Below are 25,312 nucleotides of genomic sequence, written 5' to 3'. Positions count from 1 at the left end.
TTCAGGCCATCATGGAATGGCGCGACCACCATGGCTGATCCGTTCGGCCAAATCGCTCCACAGTCGCGCCATCAGCAGATTGATCTCGGACGTGACCGAAAACGGGGACTGCGAACGCGCCAGGGGCGAAAGGGACATGCGTTCCCCGATGACAAAATGCCCCTGCGAGAACAGCCGGGCCGAAATCGCCCCCTGCTGCCCCTGCCCCATGGGCCTCGTAACGGAAATACGCAGGTGTGGCGGCGGGTCGGCAATGAGACCGAAGACATGCCGTTCAGCTTCATCAGAGGGGCACGCCACGCCCTGCAGCACGGCGTCACGCAGTACGGAATGGGGATAACCCCCATACATGCCATCTACATGCAAACGTATACCATGCCGGACCGTCATACATATGCCCTCTGTCCCATCATCCGCCCAAGCGGCCGACACCCCTAGGAAGAAAATACAGGCTGCATACAGACTATCCCGCACTATCCTTTGCATAATAAGCGTCTGTTCCCCGGCGTACATAAAGTTCCTGCCATCACGACGATGACTTTCTGACGGTAACAGAGAAACCTGACGTGAACCTGAACATCCGGTCTACAAAAGAGAATTTATATTATGAAAATGATTATCATTTCTATATTTAGAGTAAGCGATAATTTCATATGTGAATTTAAGGCTCTGTTAGAGCCTGAATTAGAAAGCGGTTTGATTGATTTGTCTCAGCACCCTGCAGATATGGACAATCATCAACTGTGCACAGGATAACGAGATTGGTGCCTCGACATGTTTCGTGAAACGGCGGCAGCGTCCGAGCCATACGAAGCGACGCTCCACGATCCAGCGTTTCGGCATGATGATGAAGCCTTCAGCCCGATCGCTGCGCTTGACGATCTCGATCGTCCGTCGGCCACGTTCGACCAGCACACCACGCAACTTCTCGCCAGCATATCCACCCTCACCAATCAGATGGCGCAGCCAAGCGAACAATGAGCGTATTTTGGTTGCTGCCGGCGGCGCACCGTTATGATCCTGAATGTCGGCGGGATGCACGACAGCTGCCACGACATGACACAGCGTGTCGGTCGAGATATGCCGCTCGCGACCCTTGATTTTTTTTGCTCGCGTCATAACCACAGCGGCCGCTGTTGTAGCGGTTTTAACCGACTGGCTGTCAATAACACCCACCGAAGGCGTGGCGTCTTGCCCACTTGTGCTGCTCTGCCACAGCTGGCTAGGCTCGTATCTCGGATTTGAGCATCTGTTAAAGTTCCTTGCTACGGACGGACATGATGCTGTCGTGCCCTCGGTACCCAGCTCTGCCTTTTTCAACCCGATCACCGGTATCATACATAGGCCCGCGTTGTGCAGCCGCACTCATATGCGGGCTGATGGCTCGTCTAGCCGGTACCCGGCGTTTTGAACGCTCATCGGCGTCAGGATAAGGCTCCAGACTCACCCCGCACCCAGACTGAAACAGGTGATTTCACACCCCTGCCCAATTAGATTACAAAACCCGACCACAGCCCGGTGCCATTGCTAACGTATAGCAACCTACCGCCAGGAATGTGCTGGCAGCCGCAACCGAACGTGACCCTGTTCGGCTGTGCTGCACATCTCATGTTTCCGTTTTCTGGCGCAGAGGCCAACGTTGCCCTGTATGTCGGCGTAGAACGTGGTTGATCGCTCATCAGACAAGCGCATGGAGCGTCGAACCTACAACACATATTAAGAAGTCCGGCAGGACATGTTTGAATACATAGAAATGTTCGGGCTTCCCTGTTTTCCTCGGCCAGCCAGTAATCTGGCATGCTGACGAACTGCCTCAATTTCCTTTGCCGAGACCTTTCCTTTGAGCTTCGCGTTCCGCATCCGCCAGTCCAGACTTCTCACCTGATCAGAGAGGACCACACTGGCGGGTTTTACTACTACGGCTACTTCAAACGGATAGCCTTTGATTTTAGTGGTCATGGGGCAGCAAAGCGTCATCCCCGCTTTGGCATTATAACTTGCAGGGCTGAGAAGCACCGCAGGCCGATGCACAGCCCGTTTCCGCCCCGGCTGAGGGATCAAATTCCAACCAGACAATGTCGCCGCAGTCCGGAACCCACGTGACCTGCGATTTGGTGTTCACCAGCTTTCGTCACCTACAGACTGTCCAAAGTCAATTTCATCATGCCCGTTCAGATCGGTAATCCCGGCGACGAGATCTTCCAGTTTGAGCAGTGTGGCGCGAACTGGCGCAATGATAACTCGAACATCTTCCTCATGAACATTCACCATCTGATCATCCTGACGTTCGGGTGATGCCTGGCTGCCTTATGACAAAGCCGGATAGGCCGGGCTGATCAGTCAGACCTTGGCCCCTTTTGCTTTCGTGCCGGTCTTCCGTACCGCACGCGGTCTCGCTGAAGTCTTGGAACCCGGCGTTTTCTTTGGCGATGCCGCGGAAGATCCGGTTTCAGTTGCCGACGACCTGGATCGCTTCGAAATCGTTTTTTTGGGGGGTAATACAGCCTCAGCAGTGTCGACCAACACTTCTTTCGTCGCACTATCGACAGAAGGTGCTGCGGTTGCTTCGTCCACGGGAGCGGTCTGGGGCACCAAAACCTTACGTCCGAGACCCGCGTCTCGCGCCAGAGTCGCCCGCATTTTGGCATACTCCGGAGCAACCATGGGATAATCCATAGGAAGTTGCCACTTCTCTCGGTATTGCGTTGGCGTCATTCCGTACCTTGTCTGCAGGTGACGCTTGAGCATTTTGAGTTTTTTGCCATCTTCCAGACAGACGATGTAGTCAGGAAATACCGACTGCCCGACTGGAACTGCAGGCTGCTGGGCAGGGATGCTGCTATTTTTCTCTGTGGCCGGTGTTGTTTCGCGGATAGCAGCGTAGACATCGCGGATAAACGCCGGGACATGTTCTGTCGGCAGAGAGGTATTGGTATTGCCGAGATGCGCTGCCACGATGTCGCTCATGGCAATTACAATTGCCGGGGATAGGTCGTCTGATTGGTCCATGATAAAGCCTCTCCGCTATATTTTTACCGAATAACATTGCCGGAGTGTAAGTCTTTATGCAATCGGCAAAATATGGCGTATCGAAAGCTGAATTATATATTGCGGCACGTTGCCTACATCGATCACATTGCACCATGAACATCAAGTTTTACGCAAATTGTATGCGGCGGAGCCTGCCCCTGATTACGCTATCAGACGGCGTAAACTGGCTTATGCAGCGGGCCTTTCACGAAAACTACGGCTCACCCCAATGTCGATGATAAGTTTTTTAGTCCGAATATATCCACACACGAATTTTCCATGACGTGGTGAGCGGATACAGTATTTATCTCTATCACCTGTCCGATGATCACACCGGGTTACCCCTGCAGGTAATGCAGCCAGTCATGGCTGTGTAACGATATAGCCGCGTTTCAGGCGATAACGGATCATCGCGGTCAGGGCATTCACCGCGGCGCCTTCATCCGGATAGAGATCCACGCGCTGGGTGCCAGCTGTCCCGATCCTGCCCCAGTTACGAACAAGCGCGGCACCACCGAACAGGTCGGGCTGAACTGACAGTCCGTAATACCGCCACTCATTGAAACTGGGTTGAATACGGCGCAACTGGACCGATAGTGGGAACAGTCCAAGCTGTATTGTTTTCTCTGGGGGAACGGCGCTCGTTGATCTTCTGGATGTCATATTGGTCCTGCGCATCGCATGATGCTAACATGATCTATTATCCAAGTACAGATATTCTGAACTTCTTTCAGCCTTTTGCAACTTCGCTTGGAGCATGCATGGATCATTTCCTGCGATCTATGGGTCGGATGGTACGATGCGGATGTCTTCCGATACGTCAGTCATCCAGCATGTTGGTGGTTGCTTCAAGCCACGACCGATCGCAAGATGACGTAGAAGACGCTTTTTCTTGCCATCCAGGCATGACTGCCCTTCGATCACCCAGCAATAGCTCCGCATGTTTCGAACATACGTTGCCCGCAGAATATCTATGAAACACTCGGTAACAATAATGAGATATACGTTACAACAAGACGGAATCGTGTAGATTGGGCAGCCTGATCATGATTCCGTGTAGCTAGGTGACCAGATTAAATCACGACGAAAATCGTGAATAATAGCAAAGTATATCGGGTTATGCCGCTCCAGCGCTCCGTAAGAAACATGGCAACCGTGCACTGCGTTGCTTCAGTGTGTTCGTCTTGATCCGTGTGAGGATGACATGAAGTTTGATGAACTTCGCTCGCGTTTCGAGCTTATCGATGACGAACAATCCGGACAGCTATGTCTGACGCTGGTTCAGGCGATTTTAGCGCTGAGATGCAATATTGAATACATTGCTTCTCCAGCGAAAACATCAACTGCCAGGCGTGAGCAGGCAAGATCATTGCACCCCATTCTGGTGCTTTGCCACGAAAAAGGCCGTCAGTTGAAAGACGACCATCCGAATTCCCATTATTTGCAACTCCGCGTTGATATTCTTGTAAAAATGATAAGTGAGATGTCGGTCGACGAGTTAGGAAGCGAAGCAGAAGAGACGTTTATTCTCTCCCCGATCAACCCTGCTTTTGAAAATCCCCCATCTCGAGAAAGGGGGAACGACAAGGAATGATTTTTTAATCGCAGTCGCATGATCAGGGCGTACAGGACATAAGTATTGTCCGGAGTCCGCCATGCGCAGTTTCTACGTGTTGCCATTTCTCCTGCTCATACACGCGCCAGCGCGAGGACAGCAATGCTCTGTGTCCACTCCGATTGTGTCCAGGAGCAACACCATAGGGCCGCCCCTGGAACATGATAATAAAGGTAGGACTGATGCAGTCGCCCACCTTGGGATAGCAGGGGCCAACATCGAAAAACTGCCCGATCTCCACGGCTTCGAAGCTGGCATCGCCCATACCCGGAACGAACTCCTCGTCTTTTTCGCTCCGGAAAGCCATGCAATCGTGCTTAGCGGCACGCTGGTTCCGGTACCATACGACACCCTACGTTCCCTGGCCGGATCGCGCGCCCACGATCTCACGCCGGTCGAAGGCATCAGGGGAATGTTTGTTCGGGCGGATAACCGTTTTCAGGTCGTCTATGCGACCCCGGATGGCAAGGCAGCAGTCGCGGCCCGCATGTGGGGCGCCACTGGACAGGACATCACGAAAGACCAGATCAGGGACATTCCCGGAGCCGTCCCAGAAATCAGTATCTCTGGCCCTTCATCCGACACTAACGAACAGTCCGGGCTTCTGGGTCTCTCGGGAGGCCTTATAGGGACACCTTCAGCCCCGGAAGTCATCATGTTCATAGACCCGCAATGTATCTACTCGATGAAGGCAATGCATATCCTTCAGCCCGCAATCGATGCGGGGAAAGTTCGCCTGAAAATAGTCCCGCTGTCATTGCTTGATTACGAGGATAATGGCGCCAGTACCGTCAATGCGAGAGCCATGCTGTCGCTTCCGGCAAACGAGATGGCACAAGCGTGGGTCAACGGTCGTCTAAACCCGAGATTGACTGTACCTGAACCGGATAGTGGGGAGAAGCTTGCCCGCAATACCGGGATTGCACGGCAGATAGGGCTCACAGGGACCCCAACCTTCGTCTGGATGCACCGCAATGGCAGGATCGGCCGGCTCGACGGCGTTCCCACGGATGTCATCACGTTTCTCACCTCGGTCTCGCAATGAAGACACGACAGGACCAGACCGGCCCGCGGCGTTTTTTTGCAAAAACGCGCAAAGTGGCCCGCCTGATGATTGGCGACCCACGTACATTGGTCGCCTGGTCCGATGTGACGAGGAACGCCGCGCTGATTGAAGCCCTCGGGAAGGCATTACTGAAGCCTAAAGCCAGTATGCAGGGCCCGCGGGCGCCAGACGGTACCCCTATTGATATCGCCGCGATCGCTGCCGAATATGGCGTCGAACCCCGCGTTGTGGCGATCTTACTCGATCGGAGACAGCATGAGACATACAGGCGGGCGCTTGCTGCCAGTATGCTCGCTGTAGGTCTGATTCTTGGCTGGGCCGGAGAGATGCTCCTTTCCCACTGGAAGGGCACCCAACTCCTTGCTGCGCTGGAGTTCGCACCCTTCTGGACATTTCTGGCACTCGTGGCGTTTCAGAACGCGTGGCTCAACTGGCAGATCCGCGAACGCCGCCTGTGTTCCGCCCGCCAATTTGTCGCGACCGCCGACAGCCTCATTCCCCGCAAGCCGTAAGCGCAAGTCCATCTGCATTGCGCTGGTGAATAGATAGGATCGGCGGAGCACTCAGAACGTCCCGGGAGGCGCGTTCTTGTCGCCGCCCTGAGCGCCTGTTGCCCAAGAGGCGTGTTCATAATCCTCGCGCCCCTGCATCACCCGTGGATCATCAGGCCGGACGATCGTACCGGCGCGATCGCACGTAGGGGGTGTCCAGATTACACGTGTCGATCCGTAGGCAGCGTGCGGATCATAACGCGCATGCCTGGTCGGCGGAGCCTTTGGGCCATGCACATGGGCAGCAGACGACACGTTGCCAGCGCTGCATGCCGCAAGCCAGGGGGAGAGGACAAGAGGTAGAATGAGATGTTTCACGAATGGTCTCCCGCTTAGAGGAGACCATCCTGACCAAGTATCTTGCGACTAGGACTGCCGCTTTCTCCATTCATTTTCCATGGAAAGATAGCCCCAAATCCGTCGTTCCATGTTCTCGGCCTTGGTTGTCAGTGTGACATGGTCATCGCTGAGTCGGCGGTAATTGACACGGATTGCCTCAAGTTCTTGCGCCCGGTCTTTTTCCTGTTCCCTTGATATTTTGAGATCGTTGGCAAGCTGCTCAGCATGAGCACTCGTCCGACAAAAATGGTCTTTCAGTTCTCTGATCTGGGATTCCAGGCCATGAGCGTAGTCTTTCCAGTCTTCCAACTGGCTTTCGAGTTTATCGGAGTGAGCATTTGCCAGATTAAGTGCCTCGGTCAAGCGACTGATTAACCGAACCTGCTCTTCGAGTTCGTTAAAATGCGGCGGAGCAGCACCATGAAGGGCCTGTCGGATATTGCGTTGCAAGCTCTCGCTATACTGACACGACATGCGTCCGAGTATGAAGCCTGCCGGCCCACTCAACCCGTTGCCACCAAACATTTCATGCCCTCCAAGTGTAACGCACTATAGGATCTTTTTCATTGTCGTATCTACAGCTTTATTTGCACCCGTATATATTTGCTTACTATTTTTATCATCCATAGGCTGGGTCGCAGTTCGATCGCTCCCACCGAGCGACTGCTGAATCGAGAGCAACGTGCCCGCCATACCGACAACGGCGGCGTCCCGGCTGAACTGGTCGATGTCGACCCGGTCCACGTCACCAAATCCGATCATGGCGGGAACCCGCTGGGGTAGGATCGAGATCATCCTGAATGAAATGAACGCCAAAGTGACATGAATCATGACAAACAGGCTGACCAGAACAATCATGCCGAGGAAGTTGCTCACAATCCAGCCGTTTGACAGCACCAGTCCGGCCGCAATGCCGAAACACATGTGGATCAGCCACGACACTGAATCAAATATAAAATATCCAAGGAAAAGTCCGAACAGCATCAGCACCGGCCGGAAGATGACATTGAACAGAAGGGCATAACCCTGTTTTGCATGACCGTGCAGCCCCTCCCCGTTCATGGTCATATGCGCGAGCATCCACAGAGGCGCTGCAATCACGGACTCACAGACCATGATGAACCATCCAGCCACGGCAAACATCCACATGACAAACGGGATCATCGGGATGACATAGGCGATGGTGAGGCCTGGCATAAGCATGGCGAAACAGCCGCCGATAATCGGCGCGCCAAAAAAGTGCATCAGTGCGTGCCCGGCCCCTGCCGCAACGGCACCTTCAGGATTTCCGCTCAGAAGCGACAGCACGCCAATACCGACGGTGCCGGCCGTAGAAGAAAGAACCGACGCAGTGCCCATGGTGAGAAGGGCGGTCGTGATCATCCAGTTGCCAAGTGACATGAGATTGCCAAACGGATCCGTCCAGTAGCCGTTCGTACCGGACGGCTCGATAAATCCGGTCACGATCTGCAGGGCGTAATCATTCAGGTGCAGGGCGCGGAACAGCTGGTCGAGCACACCCGCACCGTCTCCGCCCGGTATCGCTCCTGTGTACAGGTCAGCATTCCCGCCTGGCGCGGTCACGCCATCCTGCGTTGCAACCATGCTGTCAATGTTCTCCATAAAGGTGTCCGCAGACTGCACCAGGGGCGCAATGTCCGAGGCAAGATAGTTTCCGAGACCGGAATAGGATGGCGTGGTGATGGTTGGCGTTGCGGTCATGAGAGACAGGGTCTGGCCATTGAGGCGCGCGAATTCGAGATAGTAGGCTCCTGCGCCAGTCCACCCGAGAGTATCCATCTGGCTGCTGGTGTTGACCGCATCTCCGTTCGTCGAAATTCCCCATTGGTGAAGCGCGAGCGTCTGATTATTGACCGTGTCCTGAAGCTTCGAACGCAGTTGTGCCGCCTGCGTCGTGAGACGCGACGCATAATCGTTGGTGGCATTGACGATGATGGTCATGAGTGGGGCCAAGGACGTTGTCGTTTTGGTCTGCCAGTACTTCTGCGCCACCTGTTCAACCTGGCTGCGAATGTCGCCAAGGATCACGGAATCAAGGACCTGCTTTTGCATACCCGCCTGGTCGACCTGGAAACCGGCCAGATTCACTGCGTCAGTATTGGGCGCCTGCAGACTTACGGCCCCGCAAACTGGTGTCCCGTCTCCTGCGCCGGCTGCCATATTGTAAGAATAGTTGATGATCCCCATCTTTCCGCCGGTCACGGACAGGACGGTCTGCCCGGTCGGGGCTGCAATCAGGCTCGTGTTATTCGCAGCAATGTTAATAATGGCCCGGCAGAACTCATTTTTTACAAGGCCGGTCACAATCCCCTTTGTGCCGGGGATAAGGGGCTGTGCAATGACCTTGCCGTCTGGTCCGATCGCCTGCTTCGCCTTGTCGTAAACGACCTTCGCCATACCGATGCCCCAGAGCGAGCCCTGCACGACAACGGCCTGCGCTGCATTGAAGCCGGTTGTCGGCAGCGGCCACATCAGGATGGCCGCAATCCCGATCCGCACGATCGACATGCTGGTCTGGTTGTTACCAAGGAGTTGCGCTGTTTCTGCACCCCGGTGGATGTTCATGAAGTAGATATAGCTTACGACCGCCATCGCAAATGCCATGACAAACCCGGAGAACCACCCGATCATGGTTCCTATGACGGTCGCCTCGTTGCCGATGCTGGGCGCGCCCGTATCCTGGCCGAAAACCGGGAATACAGACCGGATGACCTGCGCCGCCCAGTCACTGCCCGGATCAAGCAGGTCCCATGTCACGTTATAGCCCGTGCTGCTGGCTGCATCTCCCGAACCGGTCGCGACAACCGTCTGCGCTGCCGCGGACACGGTAAGAGCCGACAGAAACAGAAGCGGCAGGATGGCGAATACAGGGCGACGAAAGGGCGTCATGGTTTGTCCTCCAGCGGCGAAGTCACGGCGCAGGACTGGCGGTGGGACCGGGCTTCATCCGCGTCATGAAATCCGTGACTGCAGTCACAGCCTTGTGCATCATCTCGCGGACCTTCTCGCTCATGTCTTCCAGCGCACTGGCCCCCTCTTTTTTTCCGGGCACTTCGGCAGCAGTCCTGCCGATCTCGGCATCGATCTGGGTGAAGCGCTGCGTCACACTGCCGGGCATTCCCATGCGCTGGCCTGTTGCCTCGGCGGCGTCCCTTCCCTTTCCGTAGGCTTCGAGCTTGCTGGTGACATTCTCCAGTTGCGCCGCAAATGCCTGGTTATTCTGTTTCTCCGTCACAAACTGGCTATGCAGATCCGCATACCGGCCACCGGCCTTCATCTCCGACAACACACCGGCAACACCGTCAGGGTCGCCCTTTCCTGCATCTGAAATCGCCGCCATGATGGAGGAAGCTGGCCGCTCCCTGAGGTCACGCAGGGCCTCCACCGCCTGCTTTCCCAGACGTTCGGTCGCCTCCAGGCTCTTTTCGTCACGCGCGTTGTGCAGCCGGGTGCTGAAATCGGCGGCCTTTTCCATCCACGATGATGCCGGGCTCGCAGGCTGGCTATCAATGCGCGAGGCAATCGCTTCTGCTAGGCGGGCAAAGCCGCCACCGCGAATAACCTTGACGTCCTCCTGATCCCTGGCCGCCCCGTTCGTTTCCCGTGTGTTCGCTGCCGCCTTTTCCTTTGTGCCGTTGCCATCCATCGTCGATCGGCTTTCCGGCGCGTCTTTTGCGGGACCTGTCTGTTTCTCTCGAAAGTCCTTCTGAGGATCCGTCGTATGGGTCTGTCCGGGTTGACTGCTGGCCGACTGCTCCGGTCCAGGCGGAGCGCCCTCCCCCGGCGACGCCATTCCACGGGTTTTGTCCGGCTGACCTTTCTCATCGTGCGCAGACCCGGCAGCATGGTCATGCCCTGGCGCTGGCTGATGCCCTGGTTCGGGAAAGACGGTCGCCCTCAGGTTCTCGATGGTGTGCGCGATGTCCGGGTGGTCCGGATCCTGACGTCCTTCAACCAGTTCGCTGGCAAGTGTCCGGATCGCGTTTACTTCTGGCTGCTGAAGGCGATGCGTTTCACGCATCATCGCAGCGACCACAGGTTCGTTCAGACCTGGGTAATGCGCCGCGCGCTCTGTCATCTCGGTGCGGAGAGGATGCTCCTTTTCAAGCGTCGGTCCCAAAAGGCGCTCTACATCCTGCACGGCGTATGCGACGCGCGTACGGAAGCCGGGATCATTATGGACGTCAGGCTCGCGGGATTCCTGCCGCAGCCGATCATATGCGGCGGCCTGCCCGGGTGCCTGCTTCCTGTATTCGGACTGCACGCGATCAAGGGTTTTCAGCACATCCTCGATATCGCCGGTTTTCTGCTGGGCCTCAGACATGGCAAACCTCTAGGGATTGATCGTGGGGGAAGGCATCGGTGTCAGGCCGTCCCTGAAGGCGACCTCTTCTTCCTGCGCGACCCGGGCAGCTCCCATGGTCGCGAGGTAGAGCCCGAGACGGTAGTTCTGCAGCGCAAGGTAATTGGACTGCGCCATCTCGGTGGCAACCTCGCGCATGACCGACGCGGGAGGCATTGCCTGGAGCGAGGCGTTCCAGCTTACGCTGGAGACCCTGCGATTGACTTCCAGCGCCATAGCCTGCAGCCACGACGCCTTGTCGAGCGGCGTGAGCCCCTCGGCCGTCATTTCAGCCTTCTGGTCCCGCGTGAGCGCGACAGACGGAACACCAAGAGATGTGACGTAGCCCGTGACCCAGCGGGCAAGAGACATACGACTGTTGTACGACCGGCGCCGGGTTGCGGCTTCACGTCCCCGAAGGCTGGACAGCTGCTCGCCACGCAGGGCCGCCGGCGCTACCGGCTGGATGAGCGTGGTCGCATAATCATTGGCTGCATCCACTGCGCCATCCGCGGACAGGGTATCGGCGCCGAACAGGCTGGCGGCACGCTGGTCGGCGTTCGGCAGCCGGGACACGGAAGAGCAGAGCCCCTGCGCCACGTCGTCGGATGAACAGTAGCGCTTGAGGTGCAGGGACATGTTCGCATCCGTGCCTTGTGACTTGCCGTAATAGGAGGGCGTTCCCTGACCTGCCTCACCGCGGGGATCGCTCACGGTCGCAATGGCGTACACCGCAGAGCGCGCCGCTTTGGACGCGGCCACGGTGGACTGCTGGGCGTCAAGGCCCGCGCAGAATTCCGGGTTCATCATATGCTCGTCCCGGATTCCGGTTTCCTGCTGGCGCCGTAGAAATCCGGCCATCGCTGCGTCCTGGGCATCCATGAGTTGCGACTGGGCACCGACCTGGGCTTTCGCGTAATTGGCAACCTGCGTGAAACCCTTCGTCAGGAGAGACGCAACGGAATTCGGGTTTGTAAGGCTACTGAGGTTTGAATCGATGCTGTCCGTCAGATTTTTTGTCATCGTATTGAGGGCGTTGCCCGTGAACGCCTGAAGAAGCTTGATCGCTGCAACGACAGCGGCGTCACTGAAAAGCGCGTATGCCGGACGCGGCGTGACTGCCAGCACGCAGACGCACGAAGCAACACCAATGATAACCATCTGCAGCCTGCGCATCAGAACACTCCGTCCACGAGATTGCTCAGGCTGTATCCGGTCGGAAGCTGGGGAGATCCGTTGATATACAGATCAGTCGTACCGCTCGACGTCCCCGCAATGGCGGTCGCGATTGGCGGCCCACCACCACCGAAACTCAGGCTCGGGCACATGAGCCCGCTACTCGAGCCAAAACCGAGCCCCAGGTTAACGCCTGACAAACTGAGTCCACATTGGGTCGACCCCATGGCGTTACCCCATGCCGCCTGTGCGGCCTGACAGACCTGGCCACCTATCTGGCCCTCGACGGCCTGCAGGAGTGCCGCGGGGTCAAGGCCGTTCGTGATGAGATTCAATCCGGTGCCGTTGAAAAAATTGCTCAGGCAGGATAGGCCGTTGACGCTATCCGGCTGCTTTTCGTAAGCATCGTTGGCCTGAACGCGTTCGTTTACGGCTGTTGCCGCCGCCTGGGTCAGGGCGGCGCAGCCGACGCTTCCCGTAGATGTCGTGGCGCCAGAGGCGGCTGATGACATGGTCTGCGCATGCCCCTGTATCGATACAAGAGCGGCGGCCACTGACAACAGGACACGGAAGCGCAGACCGATCATGCGGCCTCCTGACGTGTAGCCGGACGCGTCACAGCCTCCAGCAGGGCAATCCTTTCCGGAGCAAGAAGGCGATGAAGCGCCTGGCGCCTGCTTTCCGAGATTACGCCCCGTCCAAAAGGGCTGTCCGCCGACAACAGGTCCCTGCGGCCGCGCAGATAGGGGATCAGCGCGTCAAGGGAGCTGACCAGATCCGGCCATTCATGCGGCGCGACACCAGCGAGGATGGCGTGCCAGGCCGTCCTCGCTGTCATATCATTGTCCAACATCGCGATGACGTCCTCCCCGCCCCTGATGCGCCAGATCTCGCCGAGCGCATCCAGCGCAAGGGAGACATTGGGCATCGGGGAAGAAAGTCCGGATTTCCGGACGGATGAGGGCTTGTTCATGGAACCTTCCTCGGGTGATTACGACGAAGGTGTCGGGCCATCATGCGACCAGTCAGCGAATTCGACGTCGGACCGCGACTTTATTATGACCAACATCAATGACGTCACCCGCCTGGGCTACCGTGGTCGCCAGAACCTTGTTCCATTCCCGGCCGCCCTGCCAGTCAACAGGAACGCTGGTGTCCACGTCCGCCGCGAACACCACACGCACCCCATGCGGAACGATCTGACGCACGGCGAAACCAAGTGGGACCTGCTTTCCATAACCGCTGGCGATATGGAAATACCGACGGGCTGGAACATTCCCGGATGTTCGAGGATCCACACCAGTATCAGCCAATGCGCCCGGACCTTCCTGCCCAGCGTCTCCCGGTGATGGTAAGGCTTCCCCGCCGGTTGTCCCCATCAACGCCGGCTGGGACGGAGTGTCCGGAGAAGTTGTCTGGACAAGATGAAACGCGGCAGGTGTGACAGATATGGGGCCAGAGGCCAGCGCCATAACCACGGCAGGCATAACAGGCATATGAGTGTCTCCATCAAGTTCTCCTGACCAGAGCAGCGGCCTTTGCGACCTCAGACACCTTTTTTGCGGGCTCCAACTCGACTATCATGACGTTCCGTCACGCGTGATCCCCTGTCAGGACGTGACCAGTCGATATCTTCTGGATGTTGGAAGTTTCTTTTGCCGAGGAAAACGCCCGCCGTGAGAGTAAACGAAAATGTCCCATGACAATGGCAAGATGCAAGCCGAGGCTTTATTTGCATCCGGCCAATTATATAGAGACATTGGGGAAATCATTTATGACAGGCGCACTGCGCTTGACTGGACGCAGGTACACCTCGCCAAACTGGCACGGTTGAATGTATCGGTCATACGGAGCATCGAAGCCGGTCGTCCGGTTTCCCTGGAAACATTATCGGCGCTGCTACGGGTATTTGAGATAGATCCGCGCGATATTCTTCCGCAAGGCGCACCAGAAGGTACATGGTTTGCCCATCTGGATCTGGTGGCATCCGCCACGCAGCTGAAAAAGACCATGAAGCAGTGTTCGGACTACAATCTGGCAATCCAGAAATTACGCGACATTATTGGCAATATTTCAAAGACGTTTAACCTGCCGGAAATACCGGTCAGATTGCCGATCGATCATTATTCACACAGTGTCGCCTTCACCTCGGGGGAACGGCAGGACCTCCTCGAGATATTTGGGCGCAGGATTCAGATCTTCAGGACGCTTCAGGGGGCAACAGCGAGCCAGATCGCCCATAAATCACATGTTTCCCTGACCAGCCTGAGCCTGATCGAAGCAGGGCTGAGAAATCCGAGCCTTGAAACGGTTTATCGCATTGCCGAAGGACTGTCCGTCTCCGTTTATTACCTGATCCCGGGAATACATGACGACGCAGACCTCTTGCGTTCCCTGGACATGACCGCGTGGGCAATGTCCGCGCAATCACAACTCGAAGCCCTCGCTGATCTCGAGTCCATTATTGGTCACCTCGACGATATCGCAAACCACTGACCGGGTGATGAAGGTATGGAGACTGTCAGGAAAGAGGTCTCCTTTCTTATGGCAGACCCTATGCCTTGGGCTGTCCATTCCAGGTGATGTGGCCCGGCGGATCACCAACGCGGACCGGAAACCGCGTCTGGAGTCATATTAGCGCGTTCTGCGCTATTTATTTCTTGACGGTTATATAACGCTTAAGAGATATTATTCCCAAAACACGCAGCCTATCCCGAAAACGCGATGACGAGGGCATACCGCCATGAAGTCAGCATCGTTCGGCCAGGTTATAAAACACGGTCTGTTTACATGGCTTCAGACCTATCCCACGCCAGAAATGACGCGCGCCCTCTATGCCAGGCTGTGCGACGAGGTCCTTGTAGCGACAATGCTTACCCTGACAGTGCAGGAGGTAAAGGAGTCAGTCGCGCAATGGGCCGACCGACCCCAGAATGTTTTTTATGAAGCGCCTGCACGCAGGGGAGCATGGACAAGGACCCAGTTGCTCATCCTTGGCCAACGCTGGCTCTGTGGTGATAAAACCGCCGACATAGCCGAGATGCTTGGCCGCTCGGCCGGGAGCGTGCGTGCAAAAAGAAAGCAGCTTGGCCTGCCACCGCGCATCAGGCTCTCAAAAATACAGGCGGAGACCATACTTGCCGAAAAGCGGAGCGCCATTCCCGCAGATCCCGCAGTTGTCCTCACATGGGAACAGGCTTCGCTGCTTCCACCCGAAGCCCGGCGGGGACGGACATGGCTTGTCAGGAACAGCCTCAGCAGGCTGACCCTCACAGGACATAAGGGAGGAGACAAGGTACGGTGGCACGAGGCCGCCAACATCGAAATCGCCTACCGCCATTTTGCATTTCAGAACCCGCGTGAAATTGCACGGGATTTCCTTATTTCGGAAAGCGCGCTGAAGTCCCAAAGCTGCTGGGAGCAGCTTCCGCCACGACGCGGCGCCAAAGTGCCCTGGTTCATTCTCGCGAGGGCCGAACATTATATCGGCGAACACCACTACATCCGGCGGGAATGCCTCTGCAAGAGCGGATGCTTTTTCTGGACCAGCCGCAAGGGTGGTGACCGGGTCAGCAGACGATACCGCCGCAGCATTGCCGCCACGCATGGCATTGCCGCCTGAGTAGTAGCGCAAACCGTCAAAGAAAAAACGTGCTGGTCGCAAGATAGACTTCCAGCCTGCTCTCATCACCGTCGGGAAATGAGAGTAGAGTGATGACCACCTTTTTTCATGCCCCCGTAAGGGAGGCGCGCCATGCGGCTGTTTAATTCCGCAGTAACCAGGCGGCTTACCGACCCCGACTTTCAGGGGATCGTTGTCGATAGATCGCTACTGCTCAACATCGCACTGGCAGGCGTGGTCATCGTGTTCGCGGCACACGACGCCTATATCCGTGCACACCCGCCCACACCCCTCTATTTCTACGTTGACGGCCAGAACGCTCCCAGACCGGCCGTGGCGCTCACCAGTCCTGTACTTGGCCAGGACCAGCTTCTCGGCTGGGCCGTCAAATGGGCGATCGCACCCTACAACATCAACTATCGTGATTTTCCAACCCAGATGAACACCGCGGGTGCTCACTACACGCTCAACGGATGGAACACCTTTGCAAAGTCTTTCATTACGCAGGGGAATCTGGCGAAACTCAGAGATGCAAAACTGCTCTGTTATGCGCAGCCGACACGGGCCGCGACCGTACGCGCCGAGACAGTCGTGCAGCGACACGCGCGCTACGTGATACAGTTTCCTTTCATCCAGACCTGCGAAAACGTCAACCAGCAGAATACGCAAATGCTGATGGCAACCGTGACGATTGATCGCGTGGAGGATCTGGATCACCCGGATGGACTGGCCATCGAACAGCTTGTCGTCTCGTCGGGGAGGGAGTGACAACCGTGCGAATTCTTTCTCTCTTTCCGCTGACCCTGTCCGTCCTGCCACTTGCGGCACTCGCACAGCAGCCATCACAGCCCGGGCCTGCGGCAACGACACCTGCAGACGATCAGGATCAGGCAGCCGAAGATGAAGCCGAGCATGAGGCCATTCCCTTCACACCCGAAGAAATCCTTCGGCTGGGGGAACGCCTGAAGGACGTGCGTCGTGCCACGGAGCAGGTCGGCACGGAATTCGCGACCCCTAATGCGCGCCCGGCGATCCGTGTCTCCTTTGCGCCTGGTCAGCAGACAAGCCTGATCTTTACGACAAAAGGCTATCCGACCGCATTGTCCTTCGTGGACAGCACGGGACAGCCCTGGCCGATCGCATGGAATACGTCTGGCAATTCCGCCAACCCGGACGGCAGCACGAACTGTGCTTCCGGTAAAAGCGGCGCGTCGGCCGGGAATCCTGCGGTCGAGACAACAGGTTTCTATACCTGCGTCCCGTTCAAGGGCTCCAATACCATCAATATCGAACCGATGTCGCTCCAGCCCAGAGGCGGACTGCTCGTAACGCTTCAGAACGCGCCAAAGCCGGTCTCCTTCCTGCTGATCGCGGGACGTGGATCCTACGATGACAACCTGACCGTTCGCATGTCCGAGGGAGGGCCCAATGCCCGGGAGCCGGTCGGCAGCCGCCCCGGAGTGCCCGCGACAGGCGAGCCCTACATGAACGCCATGCTAAGCGGCATTCCACCAGCGTCAGCCGTTCCGCTGGCCGTCGAGGGTATTTCCCCCGATGACGTGCGCGCCTGGCGGATTGGAAACGAGGTCTATCTTCGCACGCGCCTTCACCTCATGACGCCCTCATCGGACAGCATGGAGCACGGTGAAGGGGGATACACGCTCTATGCTTTCCATGAGTCTCCCGTTGTCCTTCTCTCCGATGCGGGACGGACGGTCTCGGCCCATATCAGGGACGCACAGTGATGAAACCCAGGTTCAACCAGCTGTTCAGTGATGCGTCGCGGGGCGGAAACCGGCGTCTGCTCGCAATCCTTGGGAGTATCGGCACCGTTCTTGGCGTCACGCTACTCATCTCCACCATCCACCGTAAGGAGCTTCCACGCTCGGACCCCGGCAGGCCGCCTGCCGCCAACCCCCTGCCCGGCGGCCTGAATTCCAATCCGCGTCAGCAGGAACTCCGCGAAGATCAGATCCGCGACGAGGCTGGTCGGGCACAGACTGCGGGACAGTCGTATTCACCTGATATTGCGCCGGGCACGCTCACCCATCCCGACGACAAGCCTCCCCCGCCCGCAGTCGCCCAGGAGGTCGGGGCGGACGCCAACCCGGCGATGGCCAGGGCCGCCGCGGCGCCAGCCTCGCACGCGCCTGAGGTCGTGCCAAGCGTTCCCGTCGTACCAGTGCAGACGGATGCAGCCTTCCGTGCAGCCATGCCACGTGACCCGCAGCTCCAGAAAGACGCCATCACCGCATACAGACATGCGATCATGGATCTCGCGGGCCGTCTTGATGGACGCTTTCCGGTCACAAATGTCCTGTATGAAAAGACGCAAACCGGAAGGGAGCAGACAAAAAAACCGGTGGTCTCCCCTTCAATAACTTCGGCGGCGACAGCAAATTCCCAGACGGCCCTCTCCCGCGTCCTTGTTCCTGCCGGGCGGGGGATTTACGCCCATACGGTTTCAGCAACCAACAGCGATCTCGGGGGAGAAATCATCCTGGAAGCTGATTCAGGTCCACTCGCTGGCGACAGGATGAAAGCATCCGTCAGAAGGGCCGGGGGACATCTGAACAGGCTGGTTGTCCGCGTTGATCAGGTCTTCCATAAAAACGATCCGACCCCGATCCAGGTCGAAGGTATGGTGGTTGCACCGGACACCATGGAAGCTGCGGTGGCCTCAAGCGTTGACCAGCTATACGTTGAGCGCTTTGTTCTTCCCGCCGCTGCCGCCTTTGTCCAGGGTCTCGGGCAGGCGATCGAAATGACGTCGAACACAACCGGTTCGATCGGAGCCCTCGGCAACGTCAACTACGTCCAGTCACTGAATTTCCCGCAACAACTGGGCGTGGCGGCCGGTGCAGCGGCCTCGCAGGTCAATAGCGCGCTCATGCAGCAGATGCCGACCCAGCCGCGCGTAAACCTTGCCGCTCAGGTCAGTGTTGGCGTGATCTTCATGTCGGACGTCGTCATGAAGAAGTAAGTTTCGCGCACCGGTCGCATGATATCGGCGAATTCTGCACTCTCTACCAGAAGGCAGCATTCACCATGACCTCAGCCGCAACCGCAACGACGTCCCGGGATCCGTTCAGCGCGGATCGCGGCATTGAACCTGTGCCGTTCCGCAAGCTGGCCACGACGCCCGAGCCTGACCCTTCGCCCGAGGCGGACATAATTGCCGAGCCTCCCTCCCCTCACCCGCAACCTGTGACAGCAGCGCCTGACAGGAACCGACCCGTTCCACATGCAATGGCCCTTTTCAGGGCGCTTCCGCGTCGCAGGCAGGTCATGATCGCGGGTACTGCCGTCGGCAGTCTGCTTTCCCTCTTCCTCGTGATGGGCATAGCAAAGAAGCAGGCGTCTCCCGTGGGCCAGGAAGTCGGAATGATTTCCGCCCCGCTACCATCAGGCCCCAAAGCGTCTCCAGCGCCGGGGCACTCACCTACATCATTGCCATCACCCCCGGCACCTCAGGTCTCGGCTACAGATGAGGATCTCAAGGCACTCCTTGCTATGAAAAAGCCGCCCCATCCCGCCGTCCCAACACCGGCACCTCTGCCGACCGAGAACACGCCTGCGCAGAGACACGATATCGGCATCGAAAACGCTGTTCCGACGGACGATGCGGTCCAGAAAGCGACCCGCCTGCAAGCGGCTCCCATGACATCGGATGACCAGTTGCAGGTGCTGAAGCTTGTGACGGAAGAAGCAGCATTGGTGCAGCGGACCCGTAGCGAGATCGCAGCACTCCGGCAGGATCTTGACCGACTGCGTATCGCAGATACGGCAAAGGCTTCGGATCTCAACCGCCGGATGTCGCTCCTCGAAGCGAAACGAGCCGTGGCCGACGCCGAAGCGCCCCCGTCAGATGGACCGGCTGCCACACGTGCCACAGCCGACAAGGCACGGGCAGCCCTGGAAGCAGCGGCGGCCGAGCCGCAGCTGGCGCCAACGCCGCCGCAATCTCCAGCGTCCCGGACAGCGAAAATGCGCCAGATGCCTCCTGCTCCGCCCCCGACATGGACGCCGCACTACCGGATACTTGCTGCATCTCCCCAGCTTGCCATGGTGCAGGACGATGCGGCACCAGCCGGGCAACCGCCACAGTCCGAAATCGAAATCGGCACCGATCTCCGCGGATATGGTCGTGTGCGCGCCATCTCCCAACGCGGCACGATGTGGGTGATCCAGGCTGAACGCGGCATCATCCAGTAAGGCAAGGACACATCGACGTGCAAGGTCTGGTCAACCTCGTCAACGATCTCGCTCTCGCCATGGCCTGGCTGCTGCCAATGGCCTGCTATATTGCAGCGTGGATTGCCTTCCTGACCGGGGCATGGGGATTATGGCAGCAGCGCCAGCCCCAGAACCCGTTCGTCGGGCGCCCCTGGGTGCCCTGGATCGGGATTGTCCTCTCTGGCGTCTTTGCCACCTTTGACAGGATACTCACCAAGTCCACCACCTCTGCCGGTCTCGATACGCAGGTTTCGCTGGGAGCTTCTGTCACCGGCTATACGGATGCCGCGACCGGAAGCGTCATTTCCGGGACAGGCCCAGAGGATGCCATCCTGTCAATCGTCAGTGATTTCGCCCTGTTCTTCGAAATGTTCGGCGCCTGGGCGGCGTTCATGGCAGTCGTTGCGTGGAACGCGTCGGCGACCGGAAAAACAAACCGCTCAAAACTCAGTTGCCTCATCCAGTTCGTTTTCGGCGTGATCCTCCTCAATCCCGTCAAGGAAGCAACCTGGATCCTGAGCCACTGGACAACGTCCGGCTAAAATCATGACCCAACCCGTAGCGCTGAGATTGGCTAAGGTTCGAGACTTTCTTCCTGCGCATTTTTTTAATAACCGATAAACATGATAAAATTGGGAAATGATAACCCGAAAAAGCGGGACACCCCCATCTGGAGAGATGGTCACATGAGGCCGTGCGCCAGGGCATTAACCATGCTGGAGCAATCCGCCGCCTGATCGCAAGGGAACTTGAAGCCGCCGAACGCGATGGCTGGGATGGGTAATCTTGTTCATAACGAACGGACCAAACTACGGGCAAACCTGCTGAATACCGCTGCAGGATCTTGCCTTTCGCTAGGTGTCCTATCTCCCTTGGCTGCGTCATTTTTTAATCTGACAGCCAACCGCATTCCTACTCATATCGTTATCTTGGGAGTCGCTTTCTGGCTGGGAATGGCGTATTTTCGCCATCAGCGGGCACAAGCCGTTTTAGGAGGGCTTCGAGAATGACCTTTATGCAGTTCTTCGCCTTCATTGGCATGCCAATCATCATTGGTGTTCTTGGTTATGGTATTTCTAAAATGCCTATCAAGGACAATTGAAAGTTTATCGTCCATTCCAACCAACGGTTGACCGTGTAAAACTTGTTTATGATGAGGGTAACAGACCCATCAAAGTTGAGGTCCGTGCAAAAAGAGGGGTGTATTCGCGGTAGTACCTAAACTACGCTCGATCACTTTCGCTTACTGTTCATATTTTCCAGAAATTAAACAAGAAATATTTCGTTATTACTAAGGATTCGAGCGATTCTGGATAAAGATATATGCCCCGGATTTTTATGCTATCGGGCATACGAGGTTGATGGCGACCTGTCGAAATGGCTAAAAGTTACGGGATACCCGTAGTTTTCACTTTACAATAACTACGGTAATCCCGTATTATCGTCTCATGGATAACAGGTTTGACCCCGCAAAAGACCTCGCCAACCAAAAAAGCACACGCTGTCTCTGACCTTTGGCGACCGTATTTTCGAGGACGATAATCACCTGATCTTGCCTACCATCCGCATTGAGGATGAGGAGGATCGCTACAAAGTGGTTGGCGTCGTGGGCAAGAAGCTGTTCACCGGTGTGTTTGTCTGGCGGGACGATCTGCCCCGCTTCATTTCCGTGAGAAGGAGCAACAAAGGTGAAGAGAGAGCATATCATTCTGCCTGCTGATCCGGCGGATTCCAAAGACCGCGCGGTATCCATCGAAGGCATGGAGCGTGGGCAAAGGGCGCGGTTGATCCGTAAAACCCGTAACGATCTCGGTCTGTCTCAGGTCGAGTTTGCCAGTCGTTTCCGCGTTCCTGTCGGCACGTTACGGGACTGGGAGCAGGCACGGGCGATGGCCCCCGACTTCGCTGTAGCCTACGTTCGGGTCATCGGACGGCACCCCGATATGGTAGCTCAGGCGGTGGCCTGAGCTGCCTTCCCAACGAACCGGGGATTCAGCCCATCAACCCGAAACGCCGGATAGCCATTTTTATACCGAAGTCATAGTATACCGTTCGATAAGACAGATTTTTTCGGAAAAAACATTCGCAGTCGCATGTTACTGGCCGAAGACTCCCCCGAGGGACATGCCTCCCTCTTTAACGGAGCCCTTGACCATGAACCTCTCTCGCACAAGCACCCCCAGCGCGGCGCGACTGACGCGTCTGGTGACCCAACGGGCCGGATACAGACAGCGCGCCGTCACGGCACTCGGCACCTTGTCCGTCCCGATCCTCATTGCCAGCCACGCGCTGGCCCAGTCCGCAACCGGTAGCGCGAACGGTATCGGAGCGCAGATGCAGGCTACCGCCCAGGAAGCATTGACCGCAGGCGGCTTTGTTGCTGCCGCCTGCATGTATGTTGCTGCCTTCATCTGCTTCATCGGCGGCGTATGGGCGGCCTGGCAGAGCCGCAACGAACAGAACCGTTCGCCCGGAAAGGTCGGTATGGCAATCGCCGGCATCGTGCTGTGCGGTCTTTTCGCAACGGGTCCGCAGTGGATCAACAAGGCTGCCAACACCGCGTCCGGTGGCTCGGCAACCGTTGGTACGCAGGCTCAGGCCTATCAGTTCACGAGCGGCGGCTAGGAACCCGATCGCAATGGCCCGTCTCACACAGTCTTTCCGGCTGCTGCCGCGCCCATGGGATCCGTCAGCGCCAGGCGCCGGGGAGATGGGTGAGCCGGGCCTTTTCACATGCGCCTGCTGCGGCCTGATAACGCCCGGTCGCAGGTTTCCATGGCGCGGTGACGGATCCGGTCCTGTTTGCGCCTTATGCAACATCCTGCAGGATCCGACCCGTCCGGCCATTGAACGCGAAGCCGTCCTGATATGGTGGCCGAAACTGCCGCAGACCCGCATCATGACCCTGACCCGCTGCGCGCATCAGACCCTCATGCAGACGCTCGGCAATGGGCCAAACGGACAGGATGCCGTCTGGCATCGTGCAATGGACGCGATCGCGTCAGGGTCGGATACCGCGATGATGCCTGCGCAATGCAAAAGCGCTCTCGCTGTGCTCCGCGCTCTGCACGCGCGGACGGCCGAAGCCCGGCGGCGGCTGGAGACAACGTCTCCCCGACTGCTGGCGACTGCCCTGCTGATGGCGAACCGGGCGGACCCGCAGATCAATGAAAGCGCGACCGCCCTGATGGACGGCATCCGGCTCCTCCCCCTGGGCCGTCTCCATAACGGACCCACCGACATCTACCCGGCGCTTGTCAGGGAATGGCTTGATGCCGATCCCCAACCGGTCATGACATGACAGGATCATATCAATGGGCGGTATTCTTTCCAGTCTGCTGGCCGGCATCAGCCTCGGGCTGCGCCAGCCCCTTGCCTCATTCTGCGATGTGGAAAGTACGCACGGGGACCATCTCATCACCAAACGCGGTGAATATGTCTCCGTACTGCGCATCAATGGCCTGCGTCGCATGTGCACGCGGCAGGAAGTGGAAGCGCTCGCCGAGCAGCAGCGTATAGAATTGCAGGGTCTCCTTGAAGAACGTGGCCATGCCATTGTGGGATGGTATATTTCCGATCCCGAGCGCTCAGGTATCGAGATTGACCGACTGAGCCTCAATGGCTGCCGGTCCATAGCCCGACAGATCGGAGCAGACCTTTCGGATGTCATCGAAGAGAGGCGCCGGCGCTGGCCAAACGTCATGCGCTGGGAGGCCACTTGTTATGTCCTGTGGACCCGGCCCAGCGTGCTGACACGTGAGGACCGCAAACAGGTGGCAGAGGAGCGCAGGACCCTTGCCTCCCAATTTCCCCGCGTGGGCAATACCCAACGTTTTGCCCTGCGCTCCGATATCATGGCGGCCCGCCATGAATCGTTCATTTCACGCGTGCAGGCTGCCTTGCAGGGGTTCGACATTTCCTGCGAATTTCTCGGTCCACATCAGGCATTGCAGGTAGCGCGCGAGGCAACCTACCGTGAAACGGCGGGCTCCGCCTGGAAACCGACCCTGCTGGGTGACCGGGTCATGCCACGGCTTCCTGACGATCTGGATGACCCGCAGCCCCATCCGCAGGGCCTGCTCTGGCCAGCGATCCGGGACCAGATCTTCAATGCCGACGCCGAAACGAAAGGCGGACAGCTCGTGACCGTGGGGGATTATACATACGCCCCGGTCGACATGACGATTGGCCCAGAGGATCCGCGCCCGTTCTCCGAACTCTCCAGCGTGCTTGGCCGCAAGAGACTGCCATGGCGCAGCGCCATGATCCTGGAGGGCGGTGGCCGCGCCGCCTTCGGCTTCAAGGAAGCCGGAGCCGGGTTTCTGGCGATGTTCCCCGGAAATAGCGACATTCGACGGGCATTTGCCGCACTCAAGCTCGAGCGCCAGAAAAACAACCATAATTCCGTGCGGATGCGCATGACCGCTACAACCTGGGCTCCGGTCGGAGCAGAGGCGAAGCTGCGACGGCAGGCGTCGGACCTCTCCCAGGCGATTGATGCGTGGGGCAACAGCAAGACAACGCGGATCTCCGGCGATCCGCTGGAAGCGGCCATGGGTTCTGTCCCTGCCCTGGCGCTCGGTTCGACTGCGACCTCATCGCTCGCTCTTGTCGGTGACGCGTTCTCCATGATGCCGTGGGCACGCAGTGCGTCACCGTGGCAGAGGGGATCCATTCTCTTCCGCAAACCCGATGGTTCAATCTGGCCCTATGATCCGACCGGGGGCGGGCTACGCCCATCCGTCGTAGACATTATCGTAGCCCCGCCTGGCGGCGGAAAGTCCGTTCTGGCCAATACCATTCTGCTGGGATTGATCCTCAGCAGCGCCGCGATCAGCAGCCACGGCACGAAGCTCCCCTATATCGGCAAGCTCGACATCGGCCCGTCCTCGCGTGGACTGATCGAGATGCTGCGCAACGCGCTTGGCCCCGAACGCCAGCACGAGGCAGTTTACGTCAAGATGCAGGCAATCCCGGGCTTCGAGGTCAATGTCTTCGATACCCAGGTCGGGCTGGAATATCCCCTGCCACTCGAGCGCGTCTTCCTGCAGAATTTCATCTCGCTCCTTGCCACGCCGCTGGATGGCAGGCCGTGGGAGGGCATGGACCATCTGGTAGAGGACGTGATTGATGAAGCCTACCGCCTCTGTACCGGGGTGCAGGGGGGCACGCCCAAAATCTACACGCCAGGGATCGAGCCGGATGTCGATGCCGCAATAACATCGCTGGGCATAAGCCTGCCCCACCATGCGGGAGAAGACGATCCGACATGGTGGCGGGATGTCGTCGATGCCCTTGTCAATCTCAGGGAATA

26 protein-coding genes and 2 pseudogenes are annotated in these 25,312 nt (G+C 57.8%); 17 read left to right on the top strand and 11 right to left on the bottom strand.

Features of this window, described 5'->3' with window-relative positions; translation table 11 throughout:
- Nucleotides 1-9: 9 nt before the first annotated feature.
- The 3 genes and pseudogenes from B7449_RS06930 to B7449_RS06920 form a co-directional block, all read right to left on the bottom strand.
- Nucleotides 10-486: a hypothetical protein gene (locus tag B7449_RS06930; protein ID WP_370664434.1), complete on the bottom strand. Its 477-nt coding sequence runs from the start codon at nucleotides 484-486 to the stop codon at nucleotides 10-12.
- 198 nt (nucleotides 487-684) lie between these two features.
- A pseudogene (locus B7449_RS06925) lies at nucleotides 685-1,197 on the bottom strand (transposase); the annotation flags it as partial.
- Between the two features lie 519 nt (nucleotides 1,198-1,716).
- Entirely contained in the window at nucleotides 1,717-2,016 is a 300-nt protein-coding gene (locus B7449_RS06920) for a type II toxin-antitoxin system PemK/MazF family toxin (RefSeq protein ID WP_078527732.1), read from the bottom strand.
- Between the two features lie 147 nt (nucleotides 2,017-2,163).
- Between B7449_RS06920 and B7449_RS23500 the strand changes: the two genes are divergently transcribed.
- On the top strand, nucleotides 2,164-2,295 hold the full coding sequence (locus B7449_RS23500; RefSeq protein ID WP_007396711.1) for a hypothetical protein: 132 nt from the start codon (nucleotides 2,164-2,166) through the stop codon (nucleotides 2,293-2,295).
- A 45-nt stretch (nucleotides 2,296-2,340) separates the two neighbouring features.
- Here B7449_RS23500 and B7449_RS06915 read toward each other — a convergent pair whose 3' ends face one another.
- On the bottom strand, nucleotides 2,341-3,009 hold the full coding sequence (locus B7449_RS06915; protein ID WP_019086198.1) for a MucR family transcriptional regulator: 669 nt from the start codon (nucleotides 3,007-3,009) through the stop codon (nucleotides 2,341-2,343).
- Nucleotides 3,010-3,393: 384 nt separating this feature from the next.
- Entirely contained in the window at nucleotides 3,394-3,693 is a 300-nt protein-coding gene (locus B7449_RS06910; RefSeq protein ID WP_039736669.1) for a WGR domain-containing protein, read from the bottom strand.
- A gap of 541 nt (nucleotides 3,694-4,234) precedes the next feature.
- Here B7449_RS06910 and B7449_RS06905 point away from each other — a divergent pair.
- The 3 genes from B7449_RS06905 (at nucleotide 4,235) to B7449_RS06895 (ending at nucleotide 6,223) form a co-directional block, all read left to right on the top strand.
- Nucleotides 4,235-4,624, top strand: a complete 390-nt coding sequence (locus B7449_RS06905; RefSeq protein WP_025440168.1) for a hypothetical protein — start codon at nucleotides 4,235-4,237, stop codon at nucleotides 4,622-4,624.
- A gap of 61 nt (nucleotides 4,625-4,685) precedes the next feature.
- A complete protein-coding gene (locus tag B7449_RS06900) occupies nucleotides 4,686-5,690 on the top strand; it encodes a thiol:disulfide interchange protein (RefSeq protein ID WP_025440167.1) in 1,005 nt (334 codons plus the stop codon).
- The gene (locus tag B7449_RS06895; RefSeq protein WP_025440166.1) at nucleotides 5,687-6,223 is read left to right on the top strand and encodes a hypothetical protein; all 537 of its coding nucleotides are present in this window, start codon (nucleotides 5,687-5,689) and stop codon (nucleotides 6,221-6,223) included. Before B7449_RS06900 ends, B7449_RS06895 begins: the two co-directional genes overlap by 4 nt.
- 405 nt (nucleotides 6,224-6,628) lie before the next feature.
- On the opposite strand, the gene B7449_RS06885 is transcribed toward B7449_RS06895, so the two are convergent.
- The 6 genes from B7449_RS06885 to B7449_RS06860 are packed head-to-tail and all read right to left on the bottom strand — an operon-like array spanning nucleotide 6,629 to nucleotide 13,068.
- Nucleotides 6,629-7,126, bottom strand: coding sequence for a hypothetical protein (locus B7449_RS06885; RefSeq protein WP_019086203.1), 498 nt, complete (start codon nucleotides 7,124-7,126; stop codon nucleotides 6,629-6,631).
- Between the two features lie 24 nt (nucleotides 7,127-7,150).
- The gene (locus B7449_RS06880) at nucleotides 7,151-9,511 is read right to left on the bottom strand and encodes a DotA/TraY family protein (protein WP_019086204.1); all 2,361 of its coding nucleotides are present in this window, start codon (nucleotides 9,509-9,511) and stop codon (nucleotides 7,151-7,153) included.
- A 22-nt stretch (nucleotides 9,512-9,533) separates the two neighbouring features.
- Nucleotides 9,534-10,946 (bottom strand): hypothetical protein, encoded by a 1,413-nt coding sequence (locus tag B7449_RS06875; protein WP_025440165.1) that lies wholly within the window; start codon nucleotides 10,944-10,946, stop codon nucleotides 9,534-9,536.
- A 9-nt stretch (nucleotides 10,947-10,955) separates the two neighbouring features.
- Complete coding sequence (locus B7449_RS06870; protein WP_048883529.1) at nucleotides 10,956-12,140, bottom strand: hypothetical protein; 1,185 nt, start codon at nucleotides 12,138-12,140, stop codon at nucleotides 10,956-10,958.
- Complete coding sequence (locus B7449_RS06865; RefSeq protein WP_010515543.1) at nucleotides 12,140-12,727, bottom strand: hypothetical protein; 588 nt, start codon at nucleotides 12,725-12,727, stop codon at nucleotides 12,140-12,142. Before B7449_RS06865 ends, B7449_RS06870 begins: the two co-directional genes overlap by 1 nt.
- Nucleotides 12,724-13,068, bottom strand: a complete 345-nt coding sequence (locus B7449_RS06860) for a hypothetical protein (RefSeq protein ID WP_010515542.1) — start codon at nucleotides 13,066-13,068, stop codon at nucleotides 12,724-12,726. Before B7449_RS06860 ends, B7449_RS06865 begins: the two co-directional genes overlap by 4 nt.
- A 43-nt stretch (nucleotides 13,069-13,111) precedes the next feature.
- Between B7449_RS06860 and B7449_RS06855 the strand changes: the two genes are divergently transcribed.
- The 13 genes and pseudogenes from B7449_RS06855 to B7449_RS06795 form a co-directional block, all read left to right on the top strand.
- Entirely contained in the window at nucleotides 13,112-13,489 is a 378-nt protein-coding gene (locus tag B7449_RS06855; RefSeq protein ID WP_029329627.1) for a hypothetical protein, read from the top strand.
- Between the two features lie 343 nt (nucleotides 13,490-13,832).
- Nucleotides 13,833-14,636, top strand: a complete 804-nt coding sequence (locus B7449_RS06850) for a helix-turn-helix domain-containing protein (RefSeq protein WP_048883528.1) — start codon at nucleotides 13,833-13,835, stop codon at nucleotides 14,634-14,636.
- Between the two features lie 487 nt (nucleotides 14,637-15,123).
- Nucleotides 15,124-15,762 (top strand): hypothetical protein, encoded by a 639-nt coding sequence (locus tag B7449_RS06845; protein ID WP_244465750.1) that lies wholly within the window; start codon nucleotides 15,124-15,126, stop codon nucleotides 15,760-15,762.
- A gap of 132 nt (nucleotides 15,763-15,894) precedes the next feature.
- On the top strand, nucleotides 15,895-16,530 hold the full coding sequence (locus B7449_RS06840) for a DotI/IcmL/TraM family protein (protein ID WP_039733505.1): 636 nt from the start codon (nucleotides 15,895-15,897) through the stop codon (nucleotides 16,528-16,530).
- The gene (locus B7449_RS06835; RefSeq protein WP_048883526.1) at nucleotides 16,527-17,507 is read left to right on the top strand and encodes a DotH/IcmK family type IV secretion protein; all 981 of its coding nucleotides are present in this window, start codon (nucleotides 16,527-16,529) and stop codon (nucleotides 17,505-17,507) included. Before B7449_RS06840 ends, B7449_RS06835 begins: the two co-directional genes overlap by 4 nt.
- On the top strand, nucleotides 17,507-18,745 hold the full coding sequence (locus B7449_RS06830) for a DotG/IcmE/VirB10 family protein (RefSeq protein ID WP_048883525.1): 1,239 nt from the start codon (nucleotides 17,507-17,509) through the stop codon (nucleotides 18,743-18,745). Before B7449_RS06835 ends, B7449_RS06830 begins: the two co-directional genes overlap by 1 nt.
- A gap of 530 nt (nucleotides 18,746-19,275) precedes the next feature.
- Nucleotides 19,276-19,977 (top strand): hypothetical protein, encoded by a 702-nt coding sequence (locus tag B7449_RS06825; RefSeq protein WP_244465749.1) that lies wholly within the window; start codon nucleotides 19,276-19,278, stop codon nucleotides 19,975-19,977.
- A 17-nt stretch (nucleotides 19,978-19,994) separates the two neighbouring features.
- Entirely contained in the window at nucleotides 19,995-20,540 is a 546-nt protein-coding gene (locus B7449_RS06820; RefSeq protein ID WP_010515535.1) for a hypothetical protein, read from the top strand.
- Between the two features lie 959 nt (nucleotides 20,541-21,499).
- Nucleotides 21,500-21,718, top strand: a complete 219-nt coding sequence (locus B7449_RS19705) for a BrnT family toxin (protein ID WP_307150323.1) — start codon at nucleotides 21,500-21,502, stop codon at nucleotides 21,716-21,718.
- Nucleotides 21,687-21,965 carry a helix-turn-helix domain-containing protein gene (locus tag B7449_RS19700; RefSeq protein WP_039736545.1) on the top strand — a complete coding sequence of 93 codons (279 nt, stop codon included), beginning with the start codon at nucleotides 21,687-21,689 and terminating at the stop codon, nucleotides 21,963-21,965. The genes B7449_RS19705 and B7449_RS19700 overlap by 32 nt, the downstream gene beginning before the upstream one ends.
- A gap of 187 nt (nucleotides 21,966-22,152) precedes the next feature.
- Nucleotides 22,153-22,623 (top strand): hypothetical protein, encoded by a 471-nt coding sequence (locus B7449_RS06805; RefSeq protein ID WP_039732572.1) that lies wholly within the window; start codon nucleotides 22,153-22,155, stop codon nucleotides 22,621-22,623.
- 274 nt (nucleotides 22,624-22,897) lie between these two features.
- Nucleotides 22,898-23,299 carry a hypothetical protein gene (locus tag B7449_RS22790; RefSeq protein ID WP_242407767.1) on the top strand — a complete coding sequence of 134 codons (402 nt, stop codon included), beginning with the start codon at nucleotides 22,898-22,900 and terminating at the stop codon, nucleotides 23,297-23,299.
- A gap of 13 nt (nucleotides 23,300-23,312) precedes the next feature.
- Nucleotides 23,313-25,312 (top strand): annotated as a pseudogene (locus tag B7449_RS06795) (ATP-binding protein); the annotation flags it as partial.

Origin of the sequence: Komagataeibacter intermedius TF2 (genome assembly GCF_000964425.1) — a bacterium.
GTDB lineage: Bacteria > Pseudomonadota > Alphaproteobacteria > Acetobacterales > Acetobacteraceae > Komagataeibacter > Komagataeibacter intermedius.
This window is presented reverse-complemented; position numbering and strand designations above follow the sequence as displayed.